This is a genomic window from Azospirillum sp. Marseille-Q6669 (genome assembly GCF_965111635.1).
In genome coordinates this window covers 252,034-278,280 of record NZ_CBCOOP010000006.1, presented here as the reverse complement: position 1 = coordinate 278,280, position 26,247 = coordinate 252,034, and the positions used below count along the sequence as shown (strand labels likewise).

Sequence of the window (26,247 nt, the reverse complement as noted above, 5' to 3'; positions counted from 1 at the left end):
CCCCCAAGACACCGGTCAGTTCCCGTCGCGGCGTCCCAGGTTGAAACCCGGCTTTAAACTGCATCACCTAGGTTAAGGCGGCGTTCAAACCGAAGGTGTCCGGCGATGGAGAATCCCCTTTACATTGGATTGTCGCGGCAAGTGGCGTTGCGTCGGCAGCTCGATGTCGTGGCGAACAACATCGCCAACATGAACACTGCGGGATTCCGCGGCGAGCGCATGCTGTTCGAAGCGGCGATGGAGCGCGGCGGCATGAAGCCGTCCGACAAGATCGCCTTCACCATCGACCGCGCCACCTACACCGACTTCACCGCCGGCAGCCTGAAGCCGACCGACAACCCCTATGACGTGGCGCTGGACGGCGACGGCTGGCTCCAGGTGCAGACGCCGGACGGCCCGCGCTACACCCGCGACGGGCGGATGCGGCGCGACGTGGACGGGCAGCTCGTGAACGCCGGCGGCTTCCCCTATCTGGACGACAACCAGCAGCCCATCGTCATCCCGGCCGACCGCAGCCGGATGGAGATCGGCACCGATGGGCTGGTCTCCGCCGACAACGAGATGATCGCCCGGCTGCGCGTCGTCCGCTTCGAGAGCCCGCAGGCGCTGGCCCAGACCGGCGATGTGCTGTTCGACGCTGTGGACGCCCAGCCGCTGCCGGCCCCCGACACCCGCCTCGTCCAGGGCAAGCTGGAGCAGTCCAACGTCCAGTCCATCGCCGAGATGTCGCGGATGATGGAGCTGACGCGCGACTACCAGTCGGTCACCCGCATGATGGACGACGGGCAGGACCTGCTGCGCTCCGCCATCAACCGCCTCGGCAAATCCGCTTAATTCAGGAGATTGCGTCCATGCGCGTGCTCAGCATCGCTTCGACCGGCATGATGGCCCAGCAGTTGAACGTCGAGGTCATCTCCAACAACATCGCCAACATCAACACCACCGCCTTCAAGCGCGGGCGCGCCGAGTTCCAGGACCTGATGTACCAGTCGGAACGGCGCCAGGGCAGCCAGTCCACCGACGCCGGAACCATCATCCCGACCGGCATCGAGGTCGGCCTCGGCGTGCGTCCGGGGGCGGTCAACCGCATCAACACGACCGGCAACCTGACCTCGACCGGGAACGAGCTGGACCTCGCCATCGAGGGGCGCGGCTACTTCAACATCCGCATGCCGGCAGGCGAGACCGCCTACACCCGCGCCGGCGGCTTCAAGCTGTCGCCGGAGGGCACCATCGTGACCAGCGACGGCCACCCGGTGCTGCCCGAGGTCACCGTGCCGCAGGGCACGCGCGAGATCGCCGTGAACGCGTCGGGCGAGGTGCAGGCCTTCGTCGACGGGCAGACCCGCCCGCGCGTGCTGGGCCAGCTGGTGATGACCGTGTTCGTCAACGAATCCGGGCTGGAGGCGATGGGCGACAACCTCTACCGCGCCACCCCCGCCTCGGGCGAGCCGCAGGACGGCACCGGCGGGCAGGCGGGCTTCGGCACCATCCGGCAGAAGTATCTGGAATCCTCCAACGTCAACGTCGTCCAAGAGATCACCGAACTCATCTCCGCCCAGCGCGCCTACGAGATGAACGCGAAGGTGGTCGAGGCCGGCGACCAGATGGCCTCCACCCTCTCCAACATGCGGTGACCGCCATGCGGCGTTCCGTTCGTCATCTGGCCGGACTCGCGGTCGCCCTGCAACTGCTCGGCGCGCCCGCCCAAGCGGCCTATCTCTCCGATGGCGAGGGAGCCGTGGAGGCATTGCTGGCGCAGGAGCTGGCGGCCTCGCTCGGCCCGGCGGTGCCGCCGGATGCGCGGGTCTCGCTGGTGCTGACCGCGCCCTTCTCCGGCCCGGTGGAGGCGGTGCGCGACCTGTCCTACGACCCGCGCGGCGGGTTGGTCCGCGCGCTGGTCAGCAGCAACGGGCGCGTCGTCGAGGTGAAGGCCAAGGCCGACATCATGGTGGAGGTGCCGGTGCCGACGCGCCGCATCCTGCCCGGCGAGGTGATCGCCGACAGCGACCTGACCACCATCCCGATGCCGCTTGAGCGGCTGAACGGCGCCGTCGTCACCTCCCGCGACAGCCTCGCCGGGCTGGCCAGCCGCCGCCAGCTTTCCGCCGGGCGGCTGATCCAGACCTCGGCGGTCGGCGCCCCGCTGGTGGTCCAGCGCAACAAGCCGGTCAGCCTCGTCTACGAGGACGGGCCGCTGCAGCTGATGGCGCGGGGCCGCGCCCTGCAGGACGGCGGGGTGGGGGAGCTGGTGCGGGTGATGAACATCGCCAGCAACATCGTCGTCACCGGCACCATCACCGGCCCGCAGACCGTCACCGTCGCCGGGCCTCCGGACGCCATGCCGCCCAACGCGGCTTCCGCGAAATTCTGAGTCCAATCAAGGACACGCCCATGCGCACCCTGCCGCCCCGCACCCTGGTTCCGTTCCTCGCCCTGACGGTGGCGCTCGCCGGCTGTGGGCGGCTGGCCGACGTGGGGCAGGCACCGCGTCTGTCGGAAATCTCAAACCCCGCCATGGCGCCGGAGGCGCGCGTCATCTCCATGCCGATGCCGCGCCCCAACACCAACGAGCAGGTGCCGAGTTCACTGTGGCGCACCGGGTCCCGCGACTTCTTCCGCGACCCGCGGGCCAAGCAGGTGGGTGACCTTCTGACCGTCATCATCAACATCGCCGATCAGGCGCAGTTGCAGAACCAGACGCAGCGCCAGCGCTCCAACGCCGAATCGGCGGCCGTGCCGAACTTCTTCGGGCTGGAGTCGCGGCTGCCGGCGGTGCTGCCCGACGCGGTCAACCCGTCCAGCCTCGTCGACATGGACAGCTCCTCCTCCTCCTCCGGCACTGGGACCATCCAGCGCAACGAGCGCATCGCCATGCGCGCCGCGGCGGTGGTGACCGAGGTGCTGCCCAACGGCAACTTCGTGATCGCCGGCCGGCAGGAGGTGCGGGTGAACTACGAGCTGCGCGAGATGCGCATCGCCGGGGTCATCCGGCCCGAGGACATCACCAACGTGAACACCATCGACTACGACAAGATCGCCGAGGCGCGGATCACCTACGGCGGGCGCGGCCAGATCACCGACGTCCAGCAGCCGCGCTACGGCCAGCAGGTCTTCGACATCATCATGCCCTTCTGAGCGGCGGGGAAACGCGACCATGGCGGACCGTACCGGACCCAGCCGATACTCGGTCTTCGTGCTCTGCGCCGCGCTGGCGGCCGCGGTCGGCTACGGCATCGGACGCCTGCAGCTGACGCTCGGCGCCGACGAGAAAGCCGCGGCGGAGCAGCAGGCCGGCGCGGGGCCGGACCTGCCCAGCGACGGTCCCGGCCCCTTCTACGTGGAGGTCGGGCAATTGATGGTCCCGGTGCTGGTGGAGGGCCGCACCAACGCCTTCATCCTGACCCAGATCACTTTGCAGACCGGCAGCGTCGAGCAATCCAACCTGCTGCGCCGCCATCTTCCCCACGCGCGCAATGCCCTGCTGCAGGCCCTGTTCGGTATGGCGGGGGCGGGCGCCTTCGACGGCCCGTCGGTCGATCCCGCCGCCGTCGCCAAATCCCTGAAGCAGGCCGCCGCCGAACAGCTCGGTCCCGATCTGGTGCGCGGCGTGCTGATCGACCGCCTGATGCGCCAGGAAAACACCCGGCTGTAACCCGCCCGATCCCGGTTCGCTCCGTCAGCCCCTCCCTCGCGTCCAGCGGGGGAGGGACTTTGCGTTGACGTGCGGCAAAACGTCCAAAGCAACGAAAGTACCGGTACTTAGGGATTGAGTCGGTGCCGGCACTTGACCTCGGTCAAGCCACTCATGATGCGAAAGGATGAAGCTCCGCGGCGATACCGTTCGATCAATCCATGGGATCGCCATGAACGCGCCGCCCGCCCGCACCGCCGATACCGCCGCCCCGACCCGCCGCTTCGAGGGGCTGGTCTTCTTCGCTCTTTCCATCCTGATCTGGCCGTTCCTGGCGATCGGGCTGGTCGGGGCCTACGGCTTCTCCGTCTGGATGTACCAGATCCTGTCCCTCTCCAGCGGGATGTGAGGCGGCCATGCCCGAACTGCACATTTCCAGCCTCGTCATCCAGCACGCGCCCGACCGCACCGCCGCCTTGAAGGAGGTCGTCTGCGCGCTCGACGGCGCCGACTGGCACGCGTCGGAGAACGGCAAGACCATCGTCACGCTGGAAACCGCGACGGAAGCCGAGGTCCTGGACCGCATCGCCGACATCAACGCCATGGCGGGCGTCCACACCACCACGCTGGTCTACCACCACTACGAGGATGCCGAGCGCTGCGCGGAGCCGATGCCCGCCGACACCGCTCTCGTCCCCCACGCCCATTGACGTCCGTCCAAGAAAAGACGACCCGCCCCAGGAGGCACCCCCCTATGTCCCTGACCCGCCGTGATTATCTGAAGGTCCAAGCCGCCGTGACAGCGGCGGCGGCGGCCGGTGTGAGCCTGCCGTCCGTCATCCAGCCCGCCGAGGCCGGCACCCTGACGGCCGGCGCCGACGCCAAGCTCACCTGGTCGAAGGCCCCCTGCCGCTTCTGCGGCACCGGCTGCGGTGTCATGGTCGGTGTGAAGGAGGGGCGCATCGTCGCCACCCACGGCGACGTGAAGGCCGAGGTCAACCGCGGCCTGAACTGCGTGAAGGGCTATTTCCTGTCCAAGATCATGTACGGCGAGGACCGGCTGACCCAGCCGCTGCTGCGCATGAAGGACGGGCAGTTCCACAAGGAAGGCGAATTCACCCCGATCAGTTGGGATCAGGCCTTCGACATCATGGCCACCAAGTGGAAGGAGACCCTGAAGAAGAAGGGTCCGACCGCGGTGGGCATGTTCGGCTCCGGCCAGTGGACGATCATGGAAGGCTACGCCGCCTCCAAGTTCATGAAGGCGGGCCTGCGCTCCAACAATCTGGACCCCAACGCCCGCCATTGCATGGCGTCGGCGGTGGTCGGCTTCATGCGCACCTTCGGCATGGACGAGCCGATGGGCTGCTACGACGACATGGAGCAGGCCGACGCCTTCGTGCTGTGGGGCTCCAACATGGCGGAGATGCACCCCATCCTGTGGACCCGCGTCACCGACCGCCGGCTGACCCATGAGGGCTGCAAGGTCGCCGTCCTGTCCACCTATGAACACCGCAGCTTCGACCTCGCCGACATCGGCCTGGTCTTCACGCCGCAGTCCGATCTGGCGATCCTCAACTACATCGCCAACCACATCATCAAGACGGGCCGGGTGAACCAGGAGTTCATCGCCAAGCACGTCAACTTCAAGCGCGGCCGCGACGACATCGGCTACGGCCTGCGGCCCGAGCATCCGCTGGAGCAGAAGGCGAAGAACGTCGCCAAGGCCAACGAGTCCGACCCGATCTCCTTCGAGGAGTTCGCGAAGTTCGTCGAGCCCTACACGCTGGAGAAGGCGCACGAGCTGTCGGGCGTGCCGAAGAACCGGCTGGAGGCGCTGGCCGAGCTGTACGCCGACCCGAAGGTGAAGGTCATGTCCTTCTGGACCATGGGCTTCAACCAGCACACCCGCGGCGTCTGGGCCAACAACCTCGTCTACAACATCCATCTGCTGACCGGGAAGATCAGCCAGCCGGGCTGCGGCCCCTTCTCGCTGACCGGCCAGCCCTCGGCCTGCGGCACGGCGCGCGAGGTCGGCACCTTCTCGCACCGGCTGCCCGCCGACATGGTGGTCACCAACCCGGAACACCGCAAGCACGCCGAGGAGATCTGGAAGCTGCCCGAAGGCACGATCCCGGACAAGGTCGGCTACCACGCCGTCCAGCAGGACCGCATGCTGAAGGACGGCAAGCTCAACGCCTACTGGGTCCAGTGCAACAACAACATGCAGACGGCGCCGAACACGGCGAACGAGACCTACCAGGGCTACCGCAACCCGGAAAACTTCATCGTCGTGTCGGACGCCTATCCGACGGTGACGGCGCTGGCCGCCGACCTGATCCTGCCGACCGCCATGTGGGTGGAGAAGGAGGGCGGCTACGGCAACGCCGAACGCCGCACCCAGGTCTGGCACCAGCTCGTCGGCGCGCCGGGCGAGGCGCGCTCCGACCTCTGGCAGATCATCGAGTTCTCCAAGCGCTTCAAGATCGAGGAGGTGTGGCCGGAGGAACTGATCGCCAAGAAGCCGGAGGTCCGCGGCAAGACCCTGTACGACGTGCTGTACTGCAACGGTCAGGTCAACGCCTTCCCGCTGTCGGACTGCGACCCGGCCTATGAGAACCGCGAATCGCAGGCCTTCGGCTTCTACGTCCATAAGGGCCTGTTCGAGGAATACGCGACCTTCGGGCGCGGCCACGGCCACGACCTCGCCCCCTACGACATGTACCACCAGGAGCGCGGCCTGCGCTGGCCGGTGGTGAACGGCAAGGAGACGAAGTGGCGCTACCGCGAGGGCTTCGACCCCTACGTTCCGGCGGGCGAGGGCGTGCGCTTCTACGGCAACAAGGACGGCAAGGCGAACATCTTCGCGCTGCCCTATGAGCCGGCGGCGGAATCGCCGGACAAGGACTACCCGTTCTGGCTCTGCACCGGCCGCGTGGTCGAGCATTGGCACTCCGGCTCCATGACGTTGCGCGTTCCGGAGCTGCGCAAGGCCTTCCCCAACGCCGTCGTCTTCATCCATCCCGACGACGCCAAGGACCTGAACCTGCGGCGCGGGCAGGAGGTGCGCATCGCTTCCCGCCGCGGCGAGGTGCGGGTGCGGGTCGAGACGCGGGGCCGCAACAAGCCGCCGCGGGGCCTCGTCTTCGTGCCCTTCTTCGACCACACGGTGCTCATCAACAAGGTGACGCTGGACGCCACCGACCCGCTGAGCAAGCAGACCGACTTCAAGAAATGCGCGGTCAAGATCATTCCTGTCGCGTGAGGAGCCCGTCCATGAAGACCCGCATCACCTTTGCCGCCCTCGCGCTGGCCGCGGCCATGCCGCTCCTGGTGTCCGGCGTGTTCGCCGCGGACGGGGCCGCCCCCGCGAAGGTTCCCTCCGGCCCGCACCCGATCACCCAGGAGATTCCCGCCGACCCGATGGCGAAGGAGATCACCGACGATCACAAGCGGGCGCGGAACTACGCCGACCAGCCGCCGCTGATCCCGCACGCGATCCGCGACTACCAGATCGACCTGAACATCAACAAGTGCATGACCTGCCATGACCGCAAGAACACCGAGGGCTCGCAGGCCCCGATGATCTCGGTCACTCACTTCCAGGACCGCGACGGCCAGACGCTGGGCGCGGTCAGCCCGCGGCGCTACTTCTGCACCCAGTGCCACGTGCCGCAAACCGACGCCCAGCCGATCACCGGCAACCGCTTCCGCGACATCGACAGCATTCTGGCCGGTGGAAAGGAAGGCGCCAAATGAAGGGCCTTCTGAGCTTCGCCGGGCGCTTCTGGCGTGTCTTCTCGCGGCCCAGCGTGCATTTCAGCCTGGGCTTCCTGACCCTGGGCGGCTTCCTGGCCGGCGTGATGTTCTGGGGCGGATTCAACACCGCCCTGGAGGTCACCAACAAGGAGGCCTTCTGCATCTCCTGCCACGAGATGAAGAACAACCCCTACGAGGAGTTGAAGCAGACCATCCACTTCACCAACCGCTCCGGCGTGCGCGCCACCTGCCCGGACTGCCACGTCCCGCACGACTGGACGCACAAGATCGGCCGCAAGATGCAGGCGTCGAAGGAGGTCTGGGGCAAGATCTTCGGCACCATCGACACCCGCGAGAAGTTTCTCGACAAGCGGCTGGAGCTGGCCACCCACGAATGGGACCGGCTGAAATCCAACAACTCCCTGGAATGCCGCAACTGCCACAGCGCGGAATCCATGGACATCACCCGCCAGAACCCGCGGGCCGCCAAGATGCACGAGACCTACCTGTTCACCGGCGAGCGGACCTGCATCGACTGCCACAAGGGCATCGCCCACCGGCTTCCCGACATGAAGGGCGTGGAGCCCGGCTGGACCGGAACCGTATCGGCGAAGTGAACCACTAAGGGTTGATCTTTGGCTCCGGCCTCTCCGTCTCGCGGCGGAGGGGCCGGAGGCGTTTTGAAAATTATCTATTTTGATAACATATTCTGAGTTCATGTTCGACTTGGGGAGCAATCTCCGCGTTAGAATGTATTCTGAAAGTTGTTTTTCTTGGTCGATGGTTGCTCATAAGAAGAAGTGCCATGATCGGCATGGGAGGTCCTTTCTCATGGCATTGTGACGCTATCTCTAAGGTCCTGTTTTTACGGGAATTTGCATGCGGCATGTTGCCGCATAAGATGTTTTAGTGGGATTAAACACAGTTCCCGATTTTGGCGGATGCATGCCATGTTTCTTAGCCGCGTAATTCGCAGCATAGATGACATCTGAAAAATACACAGAATTAAACATTTTTAATTTTAAGATGATTTAAGGATCATCGAAAAAACTAGAAGTTGATATGACATTCGCACAAAGGTAGGAGAAAAGTAGAAGAAATTTCTTTCCAACGGGGTATTCGATGTCCGAGCTGACTGGCACTTCGGGAAGCGACACGCTGACGGGCGGTAACGGCGACGACACGCTGGACGGATACGGCGGCTACGACGTCCTGACCGGCGGTGCGGGCAACGATACCTTCCGCTTCTCCAGCCTGAGTGACATCGGCTATGACCGGATCACCGATCTCGCGCCGGGTGACCGCATTGACCTGTCGGCGTTCAACCTGACCTTCATCGGCGACGGGGCTTTCACAGGGGCCCCGCAGAACAGAGGGCCGGCGCAGGTCCGCACGCGCACCGACTTCACCGGCCCGATCTTGGAGATCGACAGCGACGGCGACGGTTTCCCCGATCGGTTCATCACCGTCAGCGGTTCTGTCGTCCTTCGGCAGGTCGACGGCGTGCCCGGCGTGCTGGAGGCCACGCCCGGCCAGTCGCTCACCGGCACGAGCGCGGCGGATATATTGGGAGGCGATGGCGGCCCGGACACCATCAGCGGCGGCGACGGCAACGACACGCTGCGCGGTTTCGCCGGCAACGACAGCCTGAGCGGTGGGGACGGCGACGACACGCTGGACGGCGGCACCGGAAATGACACGCTGACCGGCGGTCTGGGAAACGACACCTTCCTGATCTCCAAGCCCGCCACCATGGGCTACAACGAGGTGCGGATCACCGACCTCGCGCCGGGGGAACGCATCGATCTGTCGGCCTGGAACGCCACCTTCATCGGCGGAGGGGCCTTTACCGGGACGAACGCCGCCCATGGACCGGCTCAGGTGCGCGTGCGCACCGACATGGCCAACACCACGTTGGAGATCGACAGCAACGGTGACGGCTACAACGATTGCTCCATCTACATCGCCGGTTCTCCCGAATTGCAGGCGGTGGCCGGTTCCCCCGGCCTGTTCGAGCGGGTCCGGGACCAGTCGATCACCGGCACCGCGGCGGGCGAGACGCTGGAGGGCGGCGCAGGACGTGACACCATCAGCGGCGGTGGCGGCAACGACCTGCTGCGCGGTCTGGGCGGCCATGACAGCCTCTCCGGCGGCGCCGGCGACGACACGCTTGAGGGCGGCACGGGCAACGATACGCTGACCGGCGGGGCCGGCAACGACATCTTCGTGATTTCCAAGCCGGCCACCGTGAGCTACGGCGAAGCTCGCATCACCGACTTCGCCCAGGGCGACCGTATCGACCTGTCGGCCTGGAACGCCACTTTCATCGGCGAAGAGGCGTTCACCGGGAAAGATTCGGCCCGTGGTTCGGCGCAGGTGCGTGTGCGCACCGACATGTCCGACACCACGCTGGAAATCGACAGCAACGGCGACGGCTGGAACGATTATTCCATCCGGATCGCCGGATCGCCCGGATTGCAGCCGGTGGACGGCTCGTCCGGCCTGCTCGAGCGCGCGCCGGACCAAGCGGTCACTGGCACGGCGGACGGCGAAACGCTGGAGGGCGGCCCCGGGCGCGACACCATCGACGGCGGTGCCGGCAACGATCTGCTGCGCGGCCTGGGCGGCAACGACAGCCTGATCGGCGGTTCGGGCGACGACACGCTGGCCGGCGGCTCCGGCAACGACACGCTGGCCGGCGGGGCGGGCAACGATACCTTCCTGATCTCCAAGCCAAGCACGACGGGTTACAGCGAAAAGCGCATTATCGATTTCGCGCAGGGCGACCGCATCGACCTGTCGGCCTGGAACGCCGCCTTCATCGGTGAGGGACCCTTCACCGGCTCCTACAAGTGGGATGGGACGACCGCTTCCTACGGGCCGCCGCAGATGCGCGTTCGCGTGGATTCCACTTCCACCGTGCTGGAGATCGACAGCGACGGCGACGGCATGGCCAATAACTACCTTTACCTGACCGGCGCGCATATGCTGCAGGAGGAGACGGCGGGTTCGGGCGTGTTGGTCCGCATCCCCGACCAGACGCTGACCGGCACGGCGGAAGCCGAGACGCTGGAGGGTGGCGGCGGTCGTGACATCATCAGCGGCGGCGGCGGCAACGACCTGCTGCGGGGTCTGGGAGGCAACGACAACCTGTCCGGCGGTTCGGGCAACGACACGCTGGACGGCGGGGCCGGCGGCGATACGTTGACCGGCGGCCTCGGCAGCGACACCTTCCTCTTCGCCAGCGCGGCCGAGATCAACGGAGACACGATCACCGACTTCGCCCAGGGCGACCGTATCGACCTGTCGGTCTTGAACGCCGCCTTCATTGGCGAGAGGTCCTTCAATGGAGTCTCCATCGTCGGTGGAGGGGCGGCGGAGATCCGTCTCAACCAGAACTATTACGGTTCCACCGCGCTGGAGATTGACAGCAACGGCGACGGCATGGCCGATCGCTACATCTATCTGACCGGCGCGCCTTCCCTGCAGGAAGAGACGGCGGGTTCGGGCGTGCTGGTGCGCATCCCCGACCAGACGCTGACCGGCACGGCGGAAGCCGAGACGCTGGAGGGCGGTGTCGGGCGCGATACCATCGACGGCGGAGCCGGCAACGACCTGCTGCGCGGTCTGGGAGGCAACGACAGCCTGATCGGCGGTTCGGGCGACGACACGCTGGATGGCGGAGCCGGCGGCGACACGCTGACCGGCGGCCTCGGCAGCGACACTTTCCTCTTCGCCAGCGCGGCCGAGATCAACGGAGACACGATCACCGATTTCGGCCAAGGGGACCGCATCGACCTGTCGGCCTTGAACGCCGCCTTCATCGGCGAGGGACCCTTCACCGGCTCCTACAAGTGGGATGGGACGACCGCTTCCTACGGGCCGCCGCAGATGCGTGTTCGCGCGGATTCCGCTTCCACCGTGCTGGAGATCGACAGCAACGGCGACGGTATGGCCGATCGCTACCTTTACCTGACCGGCGGGCAAGCGCTGCAGGAGGAGACAGCGGGTTCGGGCGTGCTGGTGCGCATCCCCGACCAGATGCTCGCCGGCACGGCGGAAGCCGAGACGCTGGAGGGTGGTGCAGGTCGCGACACCATCAGCGGCGGCGGCGGCAACGACCTGCTGCGCGGTCTGGGAGGCAACGACAACCTGTCCGGTGGCGAGGGCGACGACACGCTCGAAGGCGGGGCCGGCGGCGACACGCTGACCGGCGGGGTCGGCAACGACACCTTCCGATTCGCCAGCCTGAGCGACGTCAACGGCGACGTTATCGAAGACTTCGCCCTGGGCGACCGTCTCGACCTGTCTGCCCTGGGCGCCACCTTCATCGGTGATGGGGCTTTCACGGGCACCCCGATGAACGCCGGGCCGATGCAGATCCGCGTCCGCATGTACGGTGGGCAGACGTCTTTGGAAATCGACAGCGACGGCAACGGCTACGCCGACCGCTACATCTATCTGAACGGCGCGCCTGCGCTGCAGCAGGTGGCCGGTTCGCCCGGCGTCTTCGAGCGCATTCCCGACCAGACGCTGACCGGAACGGCTGAGGCCGAGACGCTGGAGGGCGCCGCCGGGCGCGATACCATCAACGGCGGCGGCGGCAACGACCTGCTGCAGGGACTGTCCGGCAACGACAGTCTGGCGGGTGGCGAGGGCGACGACACGCTCGAAGGCGGCGCCGGAGCCGACACGCTGACCGGCGGGCTCGGCAACGACGTTTACCGGTTCGCTCTCACCGACATCGACGGTGACGTCATCACCGACTTCGGCCTCGGCGACCGGTTGGAGATCACCGGGTTGAACGCCACCTTCATCGGCGAATCCCCCTTCACCGGCAACTATTCCAGCAACGGTCCGGCGCAGATCCGCGTCCGTGCCGACGCCACCGCGACGGTCCTGGAGATCGACAGCAACGGCGACGGCTATTCCGACCGTACCATCACTCTGAGCGGTGGGCCGGCACTGCAGCCGGTGGCCGGTTCCCCCGGCGTCTTCGAGCGCATTCCCGACCAGACGCTGACCGGCACGGAGGAGGCCGACACGCTGACCGGAGGCATCGGGCGCGACACCATCAACGGCGGCAACGGCAACGACCTGTTGCGTGGCCTGGGCGGCAACGACAGCCTGTCCGGCGGCTTCGGCGACGACACGCTGGACGGCGGGCCCGGCGGCGACAGCCTGACGGGTGGGGCGGGCAACGATATCTTCCGCTTCTCCAACCCGACCGACGCCGGCGGGGACATCATCACCGACTTCGCGAACGGCGACCGCATCGACCTGATGGGGTTGGATGCTGTCTTCATCGGCGAAGGCAACTTCACCGGCACCAGCATGGGCAACGGACCTGCGCAGGTGCGGGTCCGCCAGGACTACGGCACCACCGTCCTGGAGATCGACAGCAACGGCGACGGTTATTCCGACCGCAGCATTTCCCTGACCGGTCAGCACGCGCTGCGGGAGGTGGCCGGTTCGCCCGGCGTGCTGGAGCGTGTTCCCGACCAGACCCTGACCGGCACGGCGGATGCCGATATCCTGAACGGCGGTGCCGGCATGGACACCATCAGCGGTGGCGCCGGCAACGATCTGCTGCAGGGTCTGTCCGGCAACGACAGCCTGTCCGGCGGCGACGGCGACGACACGCTGGAGGGTGGCGAGGGCAACGACACGCTGACCGGCGGCAACGGCACAGACACCTTCCGCTTCGCCGCGGGGCCGGTGAGCAACGGCTTCACCACCTACAGCTATGATGTCATCACCGACTTCGCGGTGGGCGACCGCATCGATCTGACCGGTCTGAACGCCACCTACATCGGCAACGGCGCCTTCACCGGCAGTTACAGCAACAAAGGGCCGGCGCAGGTGCGCCTGCGCCAGGACAGCAGCAGCGCCACGCTGGAGATCGACGCCAACGGCGACGGCAGCGTCGACCGCAACATCCAGTTGCCCAACGGGGCGGCGCTCGAGGAACTGGCGAACGCGCCTGGCATCCTGGTTCGCGTGCCCGACCGGACGCTGACCGGCACGGTTGGCGACGACGTCCTGGACGGTGCGGCGGGCCGCGATACGCTGTCCGGCGGGGGCGGCAACGACACGCTGCGTGGCTTCGCCGGCAACGACAGCCTGTCCGGCGGCGCCGGCGACGACCTTCTGGAAGACGGCATCGGCTTCGACACGCTGTCCGGCGGCGCCGGCAACGACACCTTCCGCATCGCCGCGGCACCGGCCGGAACCGCTTTCAGCTATTCCGTCTATTCCGGCACCTACATCAGCGATTTCGCGCAGGGCGACCGCATCGATCTGTCGGCACTGAACGCTGTCTTCGTGGGTGAGAACGGCTTCCCGGGGAACGGCACCGCGGCGGTCCGCCTCCGCACGGATCTCAGCAACGGCACGCTGCTGGAGATCGACAGCAACGGCGACGGCCTGTCCGACCGCACCGTCACCCTGACCGGCATCCATGCCCTGGAGGAACTGGCGAACGCGCCCGGCATCCTGGTTCGCGTGCCCGACCAGACGAAGACCGGCACGGCGGGCGATGACGAACTGAACGGCGGCGCCGGGCTCGACACCATCAACGGCGGGGCGGGCAACGACCTGCTGCGCGGCATGGGCGGCGCCGACAGCCTGAACGGCGGCGACGGCGACGACACGCTGGACGGTGGTACCGGGCGTGACATGCTGACCGGCGGGGCAGGCAACGACGACTTCCGGTTCGATGGGATCGGCGACGTCGGCAGCGACGTCATCACCGACTTCGGTCCGGGCGACCGCATAGACCTGTCCGAGATGGACGTCCAGTTCATCGGCGAACGGGCCTTCACCGGCAGCTATCCCAACTATGGCCCGGCGCAGGTGCGCTACCGCACGGACGTCGGCAGCACGGCGCTGGAGTTCGACAGCAACGGCGACGGCGTCGCCGACCACTGGATCATTCTGACCGGTGCCCACGCGCTGGAGGAGCTTGCGAACACGCCGGGCGTGCTGGTGCGGGTTGCCGACCGCTCCCTCGTCGGGACCGAAGGGGCGGACACGCTGACCGGCGGTCCGGGCTTCGACAGCCTGTGGGGCGGCGGCGGCAACGACCTGCTGAACGGCCTGGGCAGTGGCGATGTGCTGGACGGCGGGGCCGGCGACGATACGCTGGTCGGCGGCGACGGTGCCGATCTGCTGATCGGCGGCGAGGGCAACGACACCTTCCGCTTCACCGAGGCCAGTCAGCTTGCCGGTGACCGCATCGCCGACTTCTCCCCCGGCGACCGCATCGACCTGTCCGCCCTGAACGTCACCTACATCGGCGAACAGCCCTTCACCGGCACCTTCCAGCAGAAGGGAGCGCCGCAGGTCCGCCTGACCATGTCGGGCGACGACACGCAGCTCGACTTCGACCTGACCGGTGACGGTACCGTCGACGGCCGGATCATCCTGTCGGGCTCGCACGCCCTGATCGTCGATCCGGGCACGCCGGGCGTGCTGGTCCGGGCGCCGGAAACGGTCCGGACCGGGACCGGCGGCAACGACACGTTGGAAGGTGGAGCGGGCAGCGACACGCTGTCCGGCGGTGCCGGCGACGACACGCTGTCCGGCCTGGGCGGTGCCGACAGCCTGGACGGGGGCACCGGAAACGACCTGCTTCTCGGCGGGGCGGGGGTGGACCTGCTGCGCGGCGGAGCGGGCGACGACACGCTGGACGGCGGGTCCGGGTCCGACCAGCTCTTCGGCGGCGAGGGCAACGACACCTTCCGCTTCACCAGCGCCAACGACATTTACGGCGACCGCATCGCCGATTTCGCGGATGGCGACCGCATCGATCTGTCGGCGCTGAATCCGGTTTACATCGGCTCGGCGGATTTCACCCTCTATCCCAACGGCGGCGGTCCGGTCCAGGTGCGCTCGGTCATTTCCGGCGGCGTGACCCGGATCGAGGTGTCCAGCAGTGGCTTCGGTTGGCTCAACACCTTCCTCACGATCGCCGGCGAGCATGATCTCAAGGTCGATCCGCAGGCGCCGGGCGTGCTTGTCCGTATTCCGACCCAGGCGGTGACCGGCACCGACGGCAACGACAGCCTGACGGGCGGTCCCAGCCGCGACACGCTGTCGGGTGGTGCTGGCAACGACACGCTGGAGGGCCTGGGCAGCAACGACCTGCTTCAGGGCGGCACCGGCGACGACGCGCTGATCGGCGGCGATGGGGCCGACACGCTGGAAGGCGGCACCGGCGACGACGTGCTGACCGGTGGCGATGGGGCCGACATACTGGAAGGCGGCACCGGCAACGACCGCTTCGTCTTCGGTTCGGCGTCGGAGATGAATTACGACCGCATCCTCGATTTCGGCCCCGGCGACCGCCTCGACCTGTCGGCGCTGAACGCGCATTTCCTCGGGGAGGGGGCGTTCACCGGCAGCGTGTCCAATCCGGGCCGCGCCGAACTGCGCGTCTACTACAGCGCGGACACCACGACCGTTGTTCTCGACTCCAACGGCGACGGCGTGGCCGACGTCGGCATGTGGCTCAACGGCGTGGTCCCTCTGGTCGAGATGGCGGGGGCGCCGGGCGTCCTCATCACCGAATACGGCAAGTCCCTGATGGGGACGCCCGGCAACGACAGCCTGACCGGCGCCTCCGGTCCGGACACGCTGATCGGCGATGACGGCAACGACACGCTGAGCGGCGATTACGGCAACGACCTGATCATCGGCGGGGCCGGCAACGACACGCTGATCGGCGGCGACGGCATCGACACGCTGGAGGGCGGCGACGGCAACGACACGCTGAACGGTGGCCCGGGCGGCGACCTGATGACCGGCGGAGCCGGGCGGGACAGCTTCCGCTTCAACCGGGCCGGCCACATCGACGGCGACCGCATCACCGATTTCGGACCCAACGACCGCATCGACCTGCGCGACGTGAACGTCACCTTCATCGGCACCGCCGCCTTCACCGGCAGCGTCGCTCAGCCCGGCCCGGCCCAGGTCAACGCCGTGATCGTCGGCAGCGGCCCGCTGGCCGAGACCCGGCTCGTCTTCGACATGAACGGCGATGGCATCGGCGAGCGGATGATCATACTGTCCGGCACGCACACGCTGATCGCGACGCCCAATGACCCCGCCATCCTGGTCCGCGTGGACGATCTCGTCCTCACCGGGACCGACGCGGGCGAGACGATGGAGGGCGGCGCCGGGCGCGACAGCCTGTCCGGCGGCGGCGGCAACGACAGCCTGACTGGCGGTGTCGGCAACGACACGCTGTCCGGCGATGCCGGTGACGATACGCTGGTCGGCGGTGCGGGCACCGACCGCCTGACCGGCGGGGCCGGCAACGACACCTTCGTCTTCGCCGCGGACGACATCGCGGGCGACCGCATCACCGACTTCGCGGACGGGGACCGCATCGACCTGTCGGCGTTGAACGCCGCCTTCATCGGCACCTCCGCCTTCAGCGGCACGGGGAGCGCGCAGATCCGTGTGTCGGCGGTGGGCGAGCCGGGCTTCCGGAACACGCTGCTCGAGATCGACCTGAACGGCGACGGGCAGACCGACCGCAGCATCGAGATCACCGGGGAACATGTCCTCGAGGTCGATCCGCAGGCGTCTGGCATCCTGTTCCGTGCCACCGGCCAGCGCATCGGGGGCACCGACGGTCCTGACAGCCTGACCGGCGGGGCCGGTGACGACACGCTGACTGCTTGGGAAGGCAACGACAGCCTGACCGGTGGAGCGGGTCGCGACCGGCTTGACGGCGGCGACGGCGATGACACGCTGCTCGGCGGTGACGGGGCCGACACGCTGGCCGGCGGTGCCGGCAACGACACCTTCCGCGTGCTGACCGTGGGCGACGCGGCGGGTGACCGCATCACCGACTTCGCGGACGGCGACCGTCTCGACCTGTCGGCGCTGGGCGCCGTCTTCATCGGCGGCGGTGCCTTCACCGGTTCCACCGTCAACCTCGGCCCGGCCCAGATCCGCTTCGCGGCTGCCGGGGAAGGCCAGCAGCGCACCCGCGTGGAGATCGACGGCAACGGCGACGGCATCGCGGACTCCGTGATCGATCTGGCCGGCGTGCACGTGCTGCGGGAAGACGGGGCGGGCATCCTGGTCCGCGTGTCCAACAAGATCCTGAGCGGCACCGACGGGGCGGAGACGCTGACCGGCGGCGAGGGCGCGGACCGCTTGGCCGGTTGGGGCGGTGACGACCGGCTGGAAGGGCTTGGCGGTGACGACCTGTTGTATGGCGGCGACGGCAACGACACGCTGATCGGCGGCGACGGCAACGATGGCCTGTCGGGCGAGTCCGGCAACGACAGCCTGATCGGCGGAGCCGGCGCGGACACGCTGCAGGGCGGCGACGGCGACGACACGCTGGTGGGATCGGAAGGCCGTGACGAGCTGACTGGCAGCGCCGGCAACGACACCTTCGTCTTCGCCCGCGCCACCGACATCGACGGCGACCTGATCACCGACTTCGCCACAGGCGACCGCATCGATATTTCCGGCCTGTCGGCCAGCTTCCTCGGCACCACGCCGCTTTCCCAGCGTTTCGGCAGCGGCGTGGCGGTGAACTACGTCAACTCCGGCACGGGCGCCTTCGCGACCACCGATCTCCAGTTCGACATCGACGGCGACGGGGTGGCGGACCGCGTCATCCATCTGGCCGGCACCCACGCGCTGGCAGCCGATCCGTCGAACAGCGGCGTTCTGGTCCGCGTGACCGCCATCTCCGCCACCGGCGGTGACGGCGCGGACACGCTGACCGGCGGCGCGGCGTCCGACACGTTGACCGGCGGGGCTGGCGACGATCGTCTCGATGGCCTCGGCGGTGCCGACTTCCTCTATGGCGGTGCCGGTGACGACACGCTGGCCGGCGGGGCCGGCGAGGACGTGCTGAGCGGCGGCGAGGGCAACGACACCTTCCGCTACGCCAGCGTGGCGGAGGCGAACGGCGACCGCATCACCGACTTCGCGGCGGGCGACCGCATCGACCTGTCCGGTATTCCCTTCACCTTCGTCGGCAGCGGTCCCTTCACCGGCACCGTGGCCCAGCCGGGCGGCGCTCAGGTCGGTTTCCGCTTCGTCACCTCCGGTGGCGCCACCACCCAGCTGCTGTTCGACACGAACGGCGACGGCGTCGTGGACGCCACCCTGACGCTGGCCGGTTTCCACGAACTGCAGGAGGTCGAGGGCAGCGGCGGCGTTCTCGTTCGGGCCAACGGCCTCGACCTGACCGGCACCGCCGACGCCGACACGCTGACCGGTGGCGACACGCCGGACCGGCTGATGGGCCAGGCCGGTGATGACCGGCTGTCCGGCAACGGCGGCAACGACAGCCTGTCCGGCGGTCTGGGCAACGACAGCCTGTCCGGCGGTCTGGGCAACGACCTGCTGTCCGGCGACGCCGGCGACGACACGCTGAATGGCGGGGCCGGCGACGACACGCTGAACGGTGGCGACGGCAACGACCTGTTCCAGGCCAGCGGCGGCACCGACGACATCAACGGCGGCGCCGGACTCGACGCGGTGGTCTTCACCGACGCGAAGGCAAACTACGACATCGTCAACAACGGCGGGACGATCACCGTCACCCACGCCCGTGGCACCAAGACGGACGGCGTCGCCCGCATCACCGCGGTGGAGGAGCTGCGCTTCACCGACCAGACGGTCGACCTGACGCCGGCCTCCGCCATCGGGGCGCGGCTGATCAGCGGCCTGGGCGGCACCGCCGGCTTCGGCGAGAACGAGCTGGACCGCAGCAACGACGGGTCAAGCGCCTTCATCGACATCCGGTCGGTCTTCGCCGACGGCATCAACGTCTTCGGCAAGGTCTACACCGGCTTCTACATCAACACGAACGGCAGCATCTCCTTCGACGCGCCGCTGTCCGCCGGTCCGTCGGCCGGCGCGCTGTCGGCGACGGCCCCGGCGATGATCGCGCCCTTCCTGGCTGACGTGGACACGCGGGGCGGCACCGGCGCGGCGACTCCGGGGGGCACCTCGCAGGGCACCAACCGCGTCTATTACGACCTCGACCCGGTCACCGGGACCATCGTCATCACCTGGGACGACGTGGCGGCCAACGGCGGCACGGACGGGGGGCGCAACGCCTTCCAGCTCGTCCTGACCAACGCCGCCGGCGCCACCGGGCGCAAGGACGGGGACTTCGACGCGGAGTTCCGCTACGAGTCCGTCAACTGGGCGCAGACCGCTGGAAACACGGTCGCGCGGGCCGGCTACACGGCCGGCAATGGCGACACGGCGGGCCTGTTCATCCTGCCGCAGTCGGGCAGCGAGGCGGGGATGCTCGCCCTCGACACCACGGCGGGCAACACGGGCGTGAACGGCCTGTGGCGCTTCGAGATGACCGGCGGCACGGCGTCGAACGTCCTGCCGGCGGTCGTCGCCATCGAACCGGGCCAGCTGTCCAAGGCGGAAGGCAACAGCGGGACCACCCGCTTCACCTTCACGGTCACCCGCTCCGGCGACACGACCGGCGTGGTGTCGGTCGGCTACACGGTGGCCGGCACGGGCAGCAACCCGGTCGGCGCCGGGGATTTGGCGGGCGGCTTCCTGCCCTATGACGGCACGGTCACCTTCGCGGCGGGCGAGACCAGCAAGACCATCTCGGTGGACGTGCTGGGCGACACCGTGGCGGAGGCGAACGAGACCTTCGCGGTGACTTTGACCACCCCGGCGGACGGGTCGAACATCAAGCTGGGCAACCGTCAGGCAACCGGCACCGTCCTGAACGACGACAACCAGGCGCCGCCGCTGCCGCCGGGCTTCCGTCCGGGCGCCAACTGGGGCGACCCGCATCTGGTGACCTTCGACGGCTTCTATTACAGCTTCCAGGCGGTCGGCGAGTTCACCTACGTCAACGCCAAGTCGGGCGACGAGCGGATCGTTCAGCTCCGCACCGCGGCGCTGGGCGACGCGGTGTCGATCAACACGGCGGTGGCGACGAAGATCGGGTCGGTCCGGGTGTCCATCAACGCGAAGGACTCCGCCCATCCGCTGCGCATCGACGGGGTGGCGACCGACATCCCGGACTCCACCGGCTCGCTCGCCGTCGGTGACGGGCACATCTTCCGCTCCGGCAACGTCTACACCATCGTCTATTCGAACCAGGAGCAGCTCATCGTCACGGTCGAGGCCGACCGCGTCGACCTTCAGCTCTATCTGTCGCCGAGCCGTGCGGCGGGGTCGATCGAGGGCCTGATGGGCAATCTCGACGGTGACGCCTCCAACGATCTGGCGCTGGCCGACGGCACGGTGCTGTCGCAGCCCATCGACTATGCGGTCCTGTACGGCAGCTACGCGGACGGTTGGCGGGTGTCGCAGCAGACCTCGCTGTTTGATTATGGCCAGGGCGAGACGACGGCGACCTACACCGACCGCAGCTTCCCGCGGCAGGTGCTGTCGGTCGACTCGCTGCCGGCGGCGCTGCGCGAGCGGGCGGAGGCTCTGCTGGACGCCGCCGGCATCACCGATCCGGCGCTGCGACAGGCGGCCCTGCTCGACGTGGCGCTGACCGGCGACGCCAGCTTCCTGAAGGGCGCCACGCAGACCAACGCTCCGACGCAGCAGTCCTCCACGTCGAACACGCCCGCCGCCGCCCCGGTGATCACCATCGCGGCCCGCACCGCCACGGTGACGGAGCGCAACAGCGGCAGCACGAACGTCGTCTTCGACGTCTACCGGACGGGCGACTCCAGCGCCGATCTGGTGCTCGACTTCGCGGTGACGGGCTTCGGCACGTGGGCGACGGACGCCTTGGACTTCGGCGGGCAGCTTCCCAGCGGGACGGTGACGCTGGCCGCCGGCCAGACCTCCGCGACGATCACCGTCGCGGTGGCCGGCGACGCGGTGGCGGAGGCCGACGAGACCTTCGCCGTCACCCTGTCTCAACAGTCCGGTGCCCCTACCCAGGCGGTGATCGCGGCGCCGCGGGCGACGGTGACGATCGAGAACGACGACGGCGCGCTGACTCCCCGTCTGGACATCGCGGCGGCGTCGGCCATCGTGCAGGAAGGGACGAACGCCAAGGCGACGTTCACCATCACCCGCAGCGACAACGCGCTCGACCCGGTCAGCGTCACCTACACGGTGGCCGGCAGCGGGCCGAGCCCGGCGTCCGCAGCGGATTTCCTGGGCAACGCCTTCCCGACGGGTGTCATCAGCCTCGCGGCCGGTGAGACGACGAAGACGGTGGAAATCGCCATCGCGACGGACGCCCTGAACGAAGCGGACGAGACCTTTACGGTCACGCTCTCCAACCCGAACGGCGCCACCCTCGGCACTGCGGTGGCGACGGGCGTCATCAAGAACGGCGCTCCGCCGCCGCCATCGCTGTCCATCGCGGCGGAAACCGGCAGCGCCGCGGAGGGCAATGACGGCACGACGGCCTTGACCTTCCTGGTCACCCGCACGGGCGACACTTCCGGCTCCACCACCGCGTCCTACGCGGTGGCGGGCAGCGGTGCCTCCGCGGTCAACGCCGCTGACTTTGCCGGGAACGCCCTGCCGCAGGGTACGGTCACCTTCGCGGCGGGCGAGCAGACCGCCCGGATCACCGTCAACGTCCAGGGCGATCGGGAGGTCGAGGCCGACGAGACCTTGACGGTCACGCTGTCGAACGCCAGCGGCGGCACGATCGGGACGGCCACGGCGACCGGCACCATCCGCAACGACGATGTGGGGGTCATCAGCCTCAACAGCGGTACCAAGCCCGTGGGCGATGAGACGGTGAACGGCGTCGTCGTTCAGACCCGAAGCGGCAGTGCCCCTGCGGGCATCGACGTTCCCTTCGTCCAGACGGGCCTTGCCCAGCCTGTGCCGGCCGGCAGCCGGGATGGCGTGACCATTTCGCTGATGCAGGGCTGGCTGAGCGGCACGCTCCTCCAGGCGAACGTGTCGGCGGGCGGGAGCCTCACCGCCTACGGTCCGCAATCCACGGTACAGAGCGGCCAGATGGCCGGTGTCTTCGCCGGCATGCTCGCCGCCCTCCTGCCGGACAGCCAGACCACGGCGATCCGGAACGAGGTGGCGGCCTTCGCCGGCGGCGGCGGTGCGATGACGCTGCGCACTTTGACCCCGACGGGTTCGGGACCGGTCACCATCACCGGCAGTGCGGACTTTGAGGCCCCGCGCGAGGCGCTCATCATCAACATGGGCAGCAACGCCGGCGGTTCGGTCGTTCTCAATCGGGTGGACTTCGCGGTGCTGGTCGGCCAGGGCACATTCACCGGCGGGGAGGGCAGCAGCCTGACCATCGGCGACGACAGCGCCCAGACCATCAACCTCGGTCCGGGGGACGACACCACCCGCGGCGGCGGTGGCAACGACGTGGTGGTCAGCACCACCGGGCGCGACCTGCTGGCCGGCGACGCGGGCAACGACACCCTGCACGGCGGCGACGACGACGACACCGTGATGGGCGGCGGCGACGACGACGTGGTCGGCGGCGGCAACGGCAACGACCTGCTCAGCGGCGACGCCGGCAACGACTGGCTGATGGGCGAGGACGGCAACGACACCGCCATCGGCGGCGAGGGCAACGACGTGCTGTTCGGCATGAACGGCGACGACCTGCTGACCGGCGACGCGGGCAACGACACCATCGTGGGCGGGGACGGCAAGGACTCCATCCTCGGCGGTGCCGGGGCCGACCTGATCGGCGGCGGTGCCGGCGACGACCTGATCGACGGTGGCGAGGGCAACGACGCCCTGGTCGGCGAGGACGGCAACGACACGCTGTTCGGCGGTGCCGGTGACGACGTGCTCTGGGGCTTCGGCGGTGACGACTGGCTGATCGGCGGTGCGGGGAAGGACATCTTCGCCTTCACGCTCGGCGGCGGGAACGACTATGTGTTCGAGTTCAACCCGGACGAGGACATCCTCGGCTTCGCGATCGCCGGCATCAGCATCGCGGACATCAAGGCGAGCGCCCATACCGTCGGCAAGAACACCGTCTTCACCCTGTCCGACAAGAGCACCGTCACCGTGGTCGGCCTGACCGGCGTCACCGACTCCTGGTTCTCGTAAAAAGGCCGCGGGCCGGCGGGGAAACAGTTCTCCCCCGCCGGCCCGCACGCCGTTTCCACCATCGGATCAATCCGGTGAAACCGTCAGGACGCGGACAGGATGTCCGTGCCCTTCACCGTGGCGCCGCCCTTCAGGACGAACTGCGTCTCGCCGTCGACGCTGCGCACCTCCTTCACCGTGTCGGTCGTCACGGTGGCGGTGGTCAGCGACGTGCCGGCCTTGTCCTTCGCCGTCACGCGCACGAGGTAGGTGCCGTCCGCGGCGGTGGCGCCGTCGCTGCGCTTGCCGTCCCAGGTGAAGGTCTGCCGGCCCGTCTTCGGGCTGCCCGGGGCGCTGTAGATCACCTGCCCGGCGTCGTTCACCACCTCGATCTTCACCGATGCGGCAGCCCCATCGATGGCGTAGGCCATTTCCGCCTTGCCCTCCGACAGGCTGATGCGGTCCGACGCGGCCTCCACCTTGCGGCCCAGATAGGCCATGTCCAGCCGCATGCCGCTGTTCTTCAGCGTGTCCAGAACCTGCCCCAGCGTCTCGTTCGTCCGCACGCCCTGCTCCACGGTGGAGAGCTGGGCGAGCTGCGTCATGAACTGTGTGGCGTCCATGGGTGACAGCGGGTCCTGATTGCGCAGCTGCGCGGTCAGCAGCTTCAGGAACGCCTCGTAATCCACCGTCTGCTTCTTGGCGGCGGCGGGGGGAGTGGTGGCCGTGTTGGTGGCCGCGGTCGTGGTCATGGCGGGTCCTTGCGGCTAGACGGAGATGTCGACGAGGCCGTCGATGGGGCGGGCGGCGCGTTCGGGCGGCAGGGCGCCGGAGGAATCGGCGAGGCGGAAAGCCCGTCCGGGGCCGTCCTGGCGCCCCCCCGTTCCGTCGCCCTGGCCGGAGAAGGCGAAGCCGCGCGGCTCGCCGTCGCCGCGCAGCGAGAAGTTCAGGGTGCCGCCGTCCAGCTCGAACCCGGCGTCGGACAGGGCGCGTTCCAAGTGATGGATGTCCCGGCGCAGCAGGGCCAGCGTTTCCGGGCTTTCGGCCTGGACATGCAGGTTGACGCGGGCGCCGCTCAGCTCGGCGACGACGCGGACGGGGCCAAGCTCCTCCGGTTTCAGGTCGATGTGGAACTCGCCGCCGCCCGCCTCGACGACGCGCACCAGCTGGCCGGCCACCTGGGCAGCGGGCAGCCGCGCCGCGGCGCTCTCGCCGGGATGCGCCGCGTAGTGGGCCGCCGCGTGGGCCGCCGGCGGGGCGAGGGCGGAAGGCAGCGGCGCCGCGCCGACGGGGTCCGCCGGGGAGGACAGGCCCGACAAGGCTTCCGGTCCGGTCGGGTTGCCGCGGCCTTGTCCCTGTCCTTGCCCCGGATTCTGGCCGGTGCCGCCGTTGGACGCGGCGTTGCCGCCCGCCTGGGCCATCGCCTGCTGAAGCTGGGGGGATGGGGTTTGCGTTGCGTCGCCCTTGGCGGGCGTCGCGGGGTCCTTGGCTTGGAACAGCGGGGCTGAGTCCGGTTTGGCCCCGGAAGCCGGCAGGGCAACGGACGAGATGGCGGGTGCCGCGGAGTCGGTCGTGGCCTGCGGCGGCGTCCCGTCCGCCCCGGTGTCCGGTCTGGTATTCGGGATCGCCGCGATGGTGGGAGCCATGGGCAGCGACGCGGTTGGCGGCGGCGAACCGGGTTGGGACGGAACCGGCGGCTGGGGCGTCGCGGCGGTTTCCGCCGGGGGAGTCGTGACGGGTGGCACCACCGGCAGGCCATCGGTCGAAGGCACGAACTCCGGCAAGTCCCCGGTCGCCGCGATGCCGGGCGCCGTGGCGGGCGGCGGAGCGGTCAACAGCGGCAGGAGCGCCGCCAGGGCGGCGTCGGCGCCGGCCGGCGCGCCGCCGGTTGGGGCGGGGAGTCCGCTTGGTCACCGTCCGCATCGGCGTCGCTTTGCCCCGCCGCATCGTCCAGCAGGTCGGCGAAGGGCGTGCCGGACGCCTCGGGCTCGCCCGGCGTGCCGGGGACGGCGCCGCCGTTCCCTCCGTAGAACGGGCGGGGCGGGGCGGTGGAGCGGCGATGACGTCGGGAAGGCTGGGCATGATGTCTCTTGGTGAGAGAACCGCGACCGGGTTCAGTTCGTCGGCGTCTGCATCAGGCGGACGGGCAGCGGGGCGGGCGGCGGCGGGCGGTCGCCGGGCAGGGCGCGGCGTTGCAGGACGAGGCGGGTGACCTCGCGCGCCTTGCCGTCCTCCAGCTCCGCGATGATCGGGGCGGAGCGGCGCTCGGCCATGCGGTCCAGCACGTCGATGATGATGTCGGTTTCCAGGTCGTTGAAGATGCGCGCGGCGTCGCGCGGCTTCATCGTCTCGTAGATCGTCACCATGCGCTTCAGATCCTCTGCCTGGAGGTTTGAGCGCTGCTGCATCAGCGCCTCCACGTCGCGCTTGATGGCGCTCAGCTTCTGGATCTGGGAGGTGGCGCGGGTCTCGGCGGCGGCCAGCACCGCCTCCGCCTCGCCGAGATGGCGGGTGCGGGCGGTCACGTCGGCCTTCTGCTCCGCGATGGCAGCGCGCAGGGCCGGGTCGGTGCAACTCGCCGCGGGCAGGGCGGCGTCCGCGGGCGAAGCCGCCGCGGTCATCGGCAGCGCGGCCAGAGCGGGGGCCGGCGCTGGCGGGGCGTCCAGGGAGGAGGACTCCGCGCCGCCCTTCAGGTCCTTGGCCCAGGGGCGCTCATGCTTGCCGAACTCGCGGTCGAACTGCTGGGCAACCACCGGCAGCCCTTCCATCAGCGAGCCGAGCTTGAGCGGCAGCACCATCAGGATCGCCACCAGCGTGATGGGAAGTACGCGCAGCATGGC

Annotated in this window: 14 protein-coding genes and 2 pseudogenes; 13 read left to right on the top strand and 3 right to left on the bottom strand. The window is 68.7% G+C overall.

Annotated elements, in window-relative coordinates; translation table 11 throughout:
- Positions 1–105: 105 nt before the first annotated feature.
- The 13 genes and pseudogenes from flgF (at position 106) to ACWPXE_RS29760 (ending at position 23,428) form a co-directional block, all read left to right on the top strand.
- Positions 106–834, top strand: coding sequence for a flagellar basal-body rod protein FlgF (gene flgF, locus ACWPXE_RS29820; RefSeq protein ID WP_454020720.1), 729 nt, complete (start codon positions 106–108; stop codon positions 832–834).
- Between the two features lie 17 nt (positions 835–851).
- A complete protein-coding gene (gene flgG, locus ACWPXE_RS29815) occupies positions 852–1,637 on the top strand; it encodes a flagellar basal-body rod protein FlgG (RefSeq protein ID WP_094305780.1) in 786 nt (261 codons plus the stop codon).
- Positions 1,638–1,642: 5 nt separating this feature from the next.
- Positions 1,643–2,374, top strand: coding sequence for a flagellar basal body P-ring formation chaperone FlgA (gene flgA, locus ACWPXE_RS29810; protein WP_454020719.1), 732 nt, complete (start codon positions 1,643–1,645; stop codon positions 2,372–2,374).
- 20 nt (positions 2,375–2,394) lie between these two features.
- Positions 2,395–3,138, top strand: coding sequence for a flagellar basal body L-ring protein FlgH (gene flgH, locus ACWPXE_RS29805; protein WP_454020718.1), 744 nt, complete (start codon positions 2,395–2,397; stop codon positions 3,136–3,138).
- A 19-nt stretch (positions 3,139–3,157) separates the two neighbouring features.
- Complete coding sequence (locus ACWPXE_RS29800; RefSeq protein WP_454020717.1) at positions 3,158–3,655, top strand: hypothetical protein; 498 nt, start codon at positions 3,158–3,160, stop codon at positions 3,653–3,655.
- Positions 3,656–3,866: 211 nt separating this feature from the next.
- Positions 3,867–4,043: a periplasmic nitrate reductase, NapE protein gene (locus ACWPXE_RS29795; protein ID WP_145703307.1), complete on the top strand. Its 177-nt coding sequence runs from the start codon at positions 3,867–3,869 to the stop codon at positions 4,041–4,043.
- Positions 4,044–4,050: 7 nt separating this feature from the next.
- Positions 4,051–4,344, top strand: coding sequence for a chaperone NapD (locus tag ACWPXE_RS29790; RefSeq protein ID WP_454020716.1), 294 nt, complete (start codon positions 4,051–4,053; stop codon positions 4,342–4,344).
- 44 nt (positions 4,345–4,388) lie between these two features.
- Entirely contained in the window at positions 4,389–6,899 is a 2,511-nt protein-coding gene (gene napA / locus ACWPXE_RS29785; RefSeq protein ID WP_454020715.1) for a nitrate reductase catalytic subunit NapA, read from the top strand.
- An 11-nt stretch (positions 6,900–6,910) separates the two neighbouring features.
- Positions 6,911–7,393 (top strand): nitrate reductase cytochrome c-type subunit, encoded by a 483-nt coding sequence (locus tag ACWPXE_RS29780; protein ID WP_035682930.1) that lies wholly within the window; start codon positions 6,911–6,913, stop codon positions 7,391–7,393.
- Positions 7,390–8,010 (top strand): NapC/NirT family cytochrome c, encoded by a 621-nt coding sequence (locus ACWPXE_RS29775; RefSeq protein ID WP_014200142.1) that lies wholly within the window; start codon positions 7,390–7,392, stop codon positions 8,008–8,010. The genes ACWPXE_RS29780 and ACWPXE_RS29775 overlap by 4 nt, the downstream gene beginning before the upstream one ends.
- 505 nt (positions 8,011–8,515) lie before the next feature.
- Positions 8,516–19,735 (top strand): annotated as a pseudogene (locus ACWPXE_RS29770) (nidogen-like domain-containing protein); the annotation flags it as partial.
- A gap of 102 nt (positions 19,736–19,837) precedes the next feature.
- Positions 19,838–22,063: pseudogene (locus tag ACWPXE_RS29765) on the top strand (Calx-beta domain-containing protein); the annotation flags it as partial.
- Between the two features lie 192 nt (positions 22,064–22,255).
- The gene (locus ACWPXE_RS29760; RefSeq protein WP_454020977.1) at positions 22,256–23,428 is read left to right on the top strand and encodes a calcium-binding protein; all 1,173 of its coding nucleotides are present in this window, start codon (positions 22,256–22,258) and stop codon (positions 23,426–23,428) included.
- A gap of 83 nt (positions 23,429–23,511) precedes the next feature.
- Here ACWPXE_RS29760 and ACWPXE_RS29755 read toward each other — a convergent pair whose 3' ends face one another.
- The 3 genes from ACWPXE_RS29755 to ACWPXE_RS29745 form a co-directional block, all read right to left on the bottom strand.
- The gene (locus ACWPXE_RS29755; RefSeq protein ID WP_454020714.1) at positions 23,512–24,159 is read right to left on the bottom strand and encodes a flagellar hook assembly protein FlgD; all 648 of its coding nucleotides are present in this window, start codon (positions 24,157–24,159) and stop codon (positions 23,512–23,514) included.
- A 15-nt stretch (positions 24,160–24,174) separates the two neighbouring features.
- A complete protein-coding gene (locus ACWPXE_RS29750) occupies positions 24,175–25,242 on the bottom strand; it encodes a flagellar hook-length control protein FliK (protein WP_454020713.1) in 1,068 nt (355 codons plus the stop codon).
- 279 nt (positions 25,243–25,521) lie between these two features.
- The gene (locus tag ACWPXE_RS29745) at positions 25,522–26,244 is read right to left on the bottom strand and encodes a MotE family protein (RefSeq protein WP_454020712.1); all 723 of its coding nucleotides are present in this window, start codon (positions 26,242–26,244) and stop codon (positions 25,522–25,524) included.
- Positions 26,245–26,247: the final 3 nt, after the last annotated feature.

What these genes read in the sequence shown, in the direction of transcription:
- ACWPXE_RS29745 (WP_454020712.1), bottom strand. Translation starts at nt 26,244, where the DNA reads ATGCTGCGCGTACTTCCCATCACGCTGGTGGCGATCCTGATGGTGCTG.
- ACWPXE_RS29760 (WP_454020977.1), top strand. Translation starts at nt 22,256, where the DNA reads ATGCAGGGCTGGCTGAGCGGCACGCTCCTCCAGGCGAACGTGTCGGCG.
- flgG (WP_094305780.1), top strand. Translation starts at nt 852, where the DNA reads ATGCGCGTGCTCAGCATCGCTTCGACCGGCATGATGGCCCAGCAGTTG.
- ACWPXE_RS29790 (WP_454020716.1), top strand. Translation starts at nt 4,051, where the DNA reads ATGCCCGAACTGCACATTTCCAGCCTCGTCATCCAGCACGCGCCCGAC.
- ACWPXE_RS29795 (WP_145703307.1), top strand. Translation starts at nt 3,867, where the DNA reads ATGAACGCGCCGCCCGCCCGCACCGCCGATACCGCCGCCCCGACCCGC.
- napA (WP_454020715.1), top strand. Translation starts at nt 4,389, where the DNA reads ATGTCCCTGACCCGCCGTGATTATCTGAAGGTCCAAGCCGCCGTGACA.
- ACWPXE_RS29755 (WP_454020714.1), bottom strand. Translation starts at nt 24,159, where the DNA reads ATGACCACGACCGCGGCCACCAACACGGCCACCACTCCCCCCGCCGCC.
- ACWPXE_RS29800 (WP_454020717.1), top strand. Translation starts at nt 3,158, where the DNA reads ATGGCGGACCGTACCGGACCCAGCCGATACTCGGTCTTCGTGCTCTGC.
- ACWPXE_RS29780 (WP_035682930.1), top strand. Translation starts at nt 6,911, where the DNA reads ATGAAGACCCGCATCACCTTTGCCGCCCTCGCGCTGGCCGCGGCCATG.
- flgF (WP_454020720.1), top strand. Translation starts at nt 106, where the DNA reads ATGGAGAATCCCCTTTACATTGGATTGTCGCGGCAAGTGGCGTTGCGT.
- ACWPXE_RS29775 (WP_014200142.1), top strand. Translation starts at nt 7,390, where the DNA reads ATGAAGGGCCTTCTGAGCTTCGCCGGGCGCTTCTGGCGTGTCTTCTCG.
- flgA (WP_454020719.1), top strand. Translation starts at nt 1,643, where the DNA reads ATGCGGCGTTCCGTTCGTCATCTGGCCGGACTCGCGGTCGCCCTGCAA.
- flgH (WP_454020718.1), top strand. Translation starts at nt 2,395, where the DNA reads ATGCGCACCCTGCCGCCCCGCACCCTGGTTCCGTTCCTCGCCCTGACG.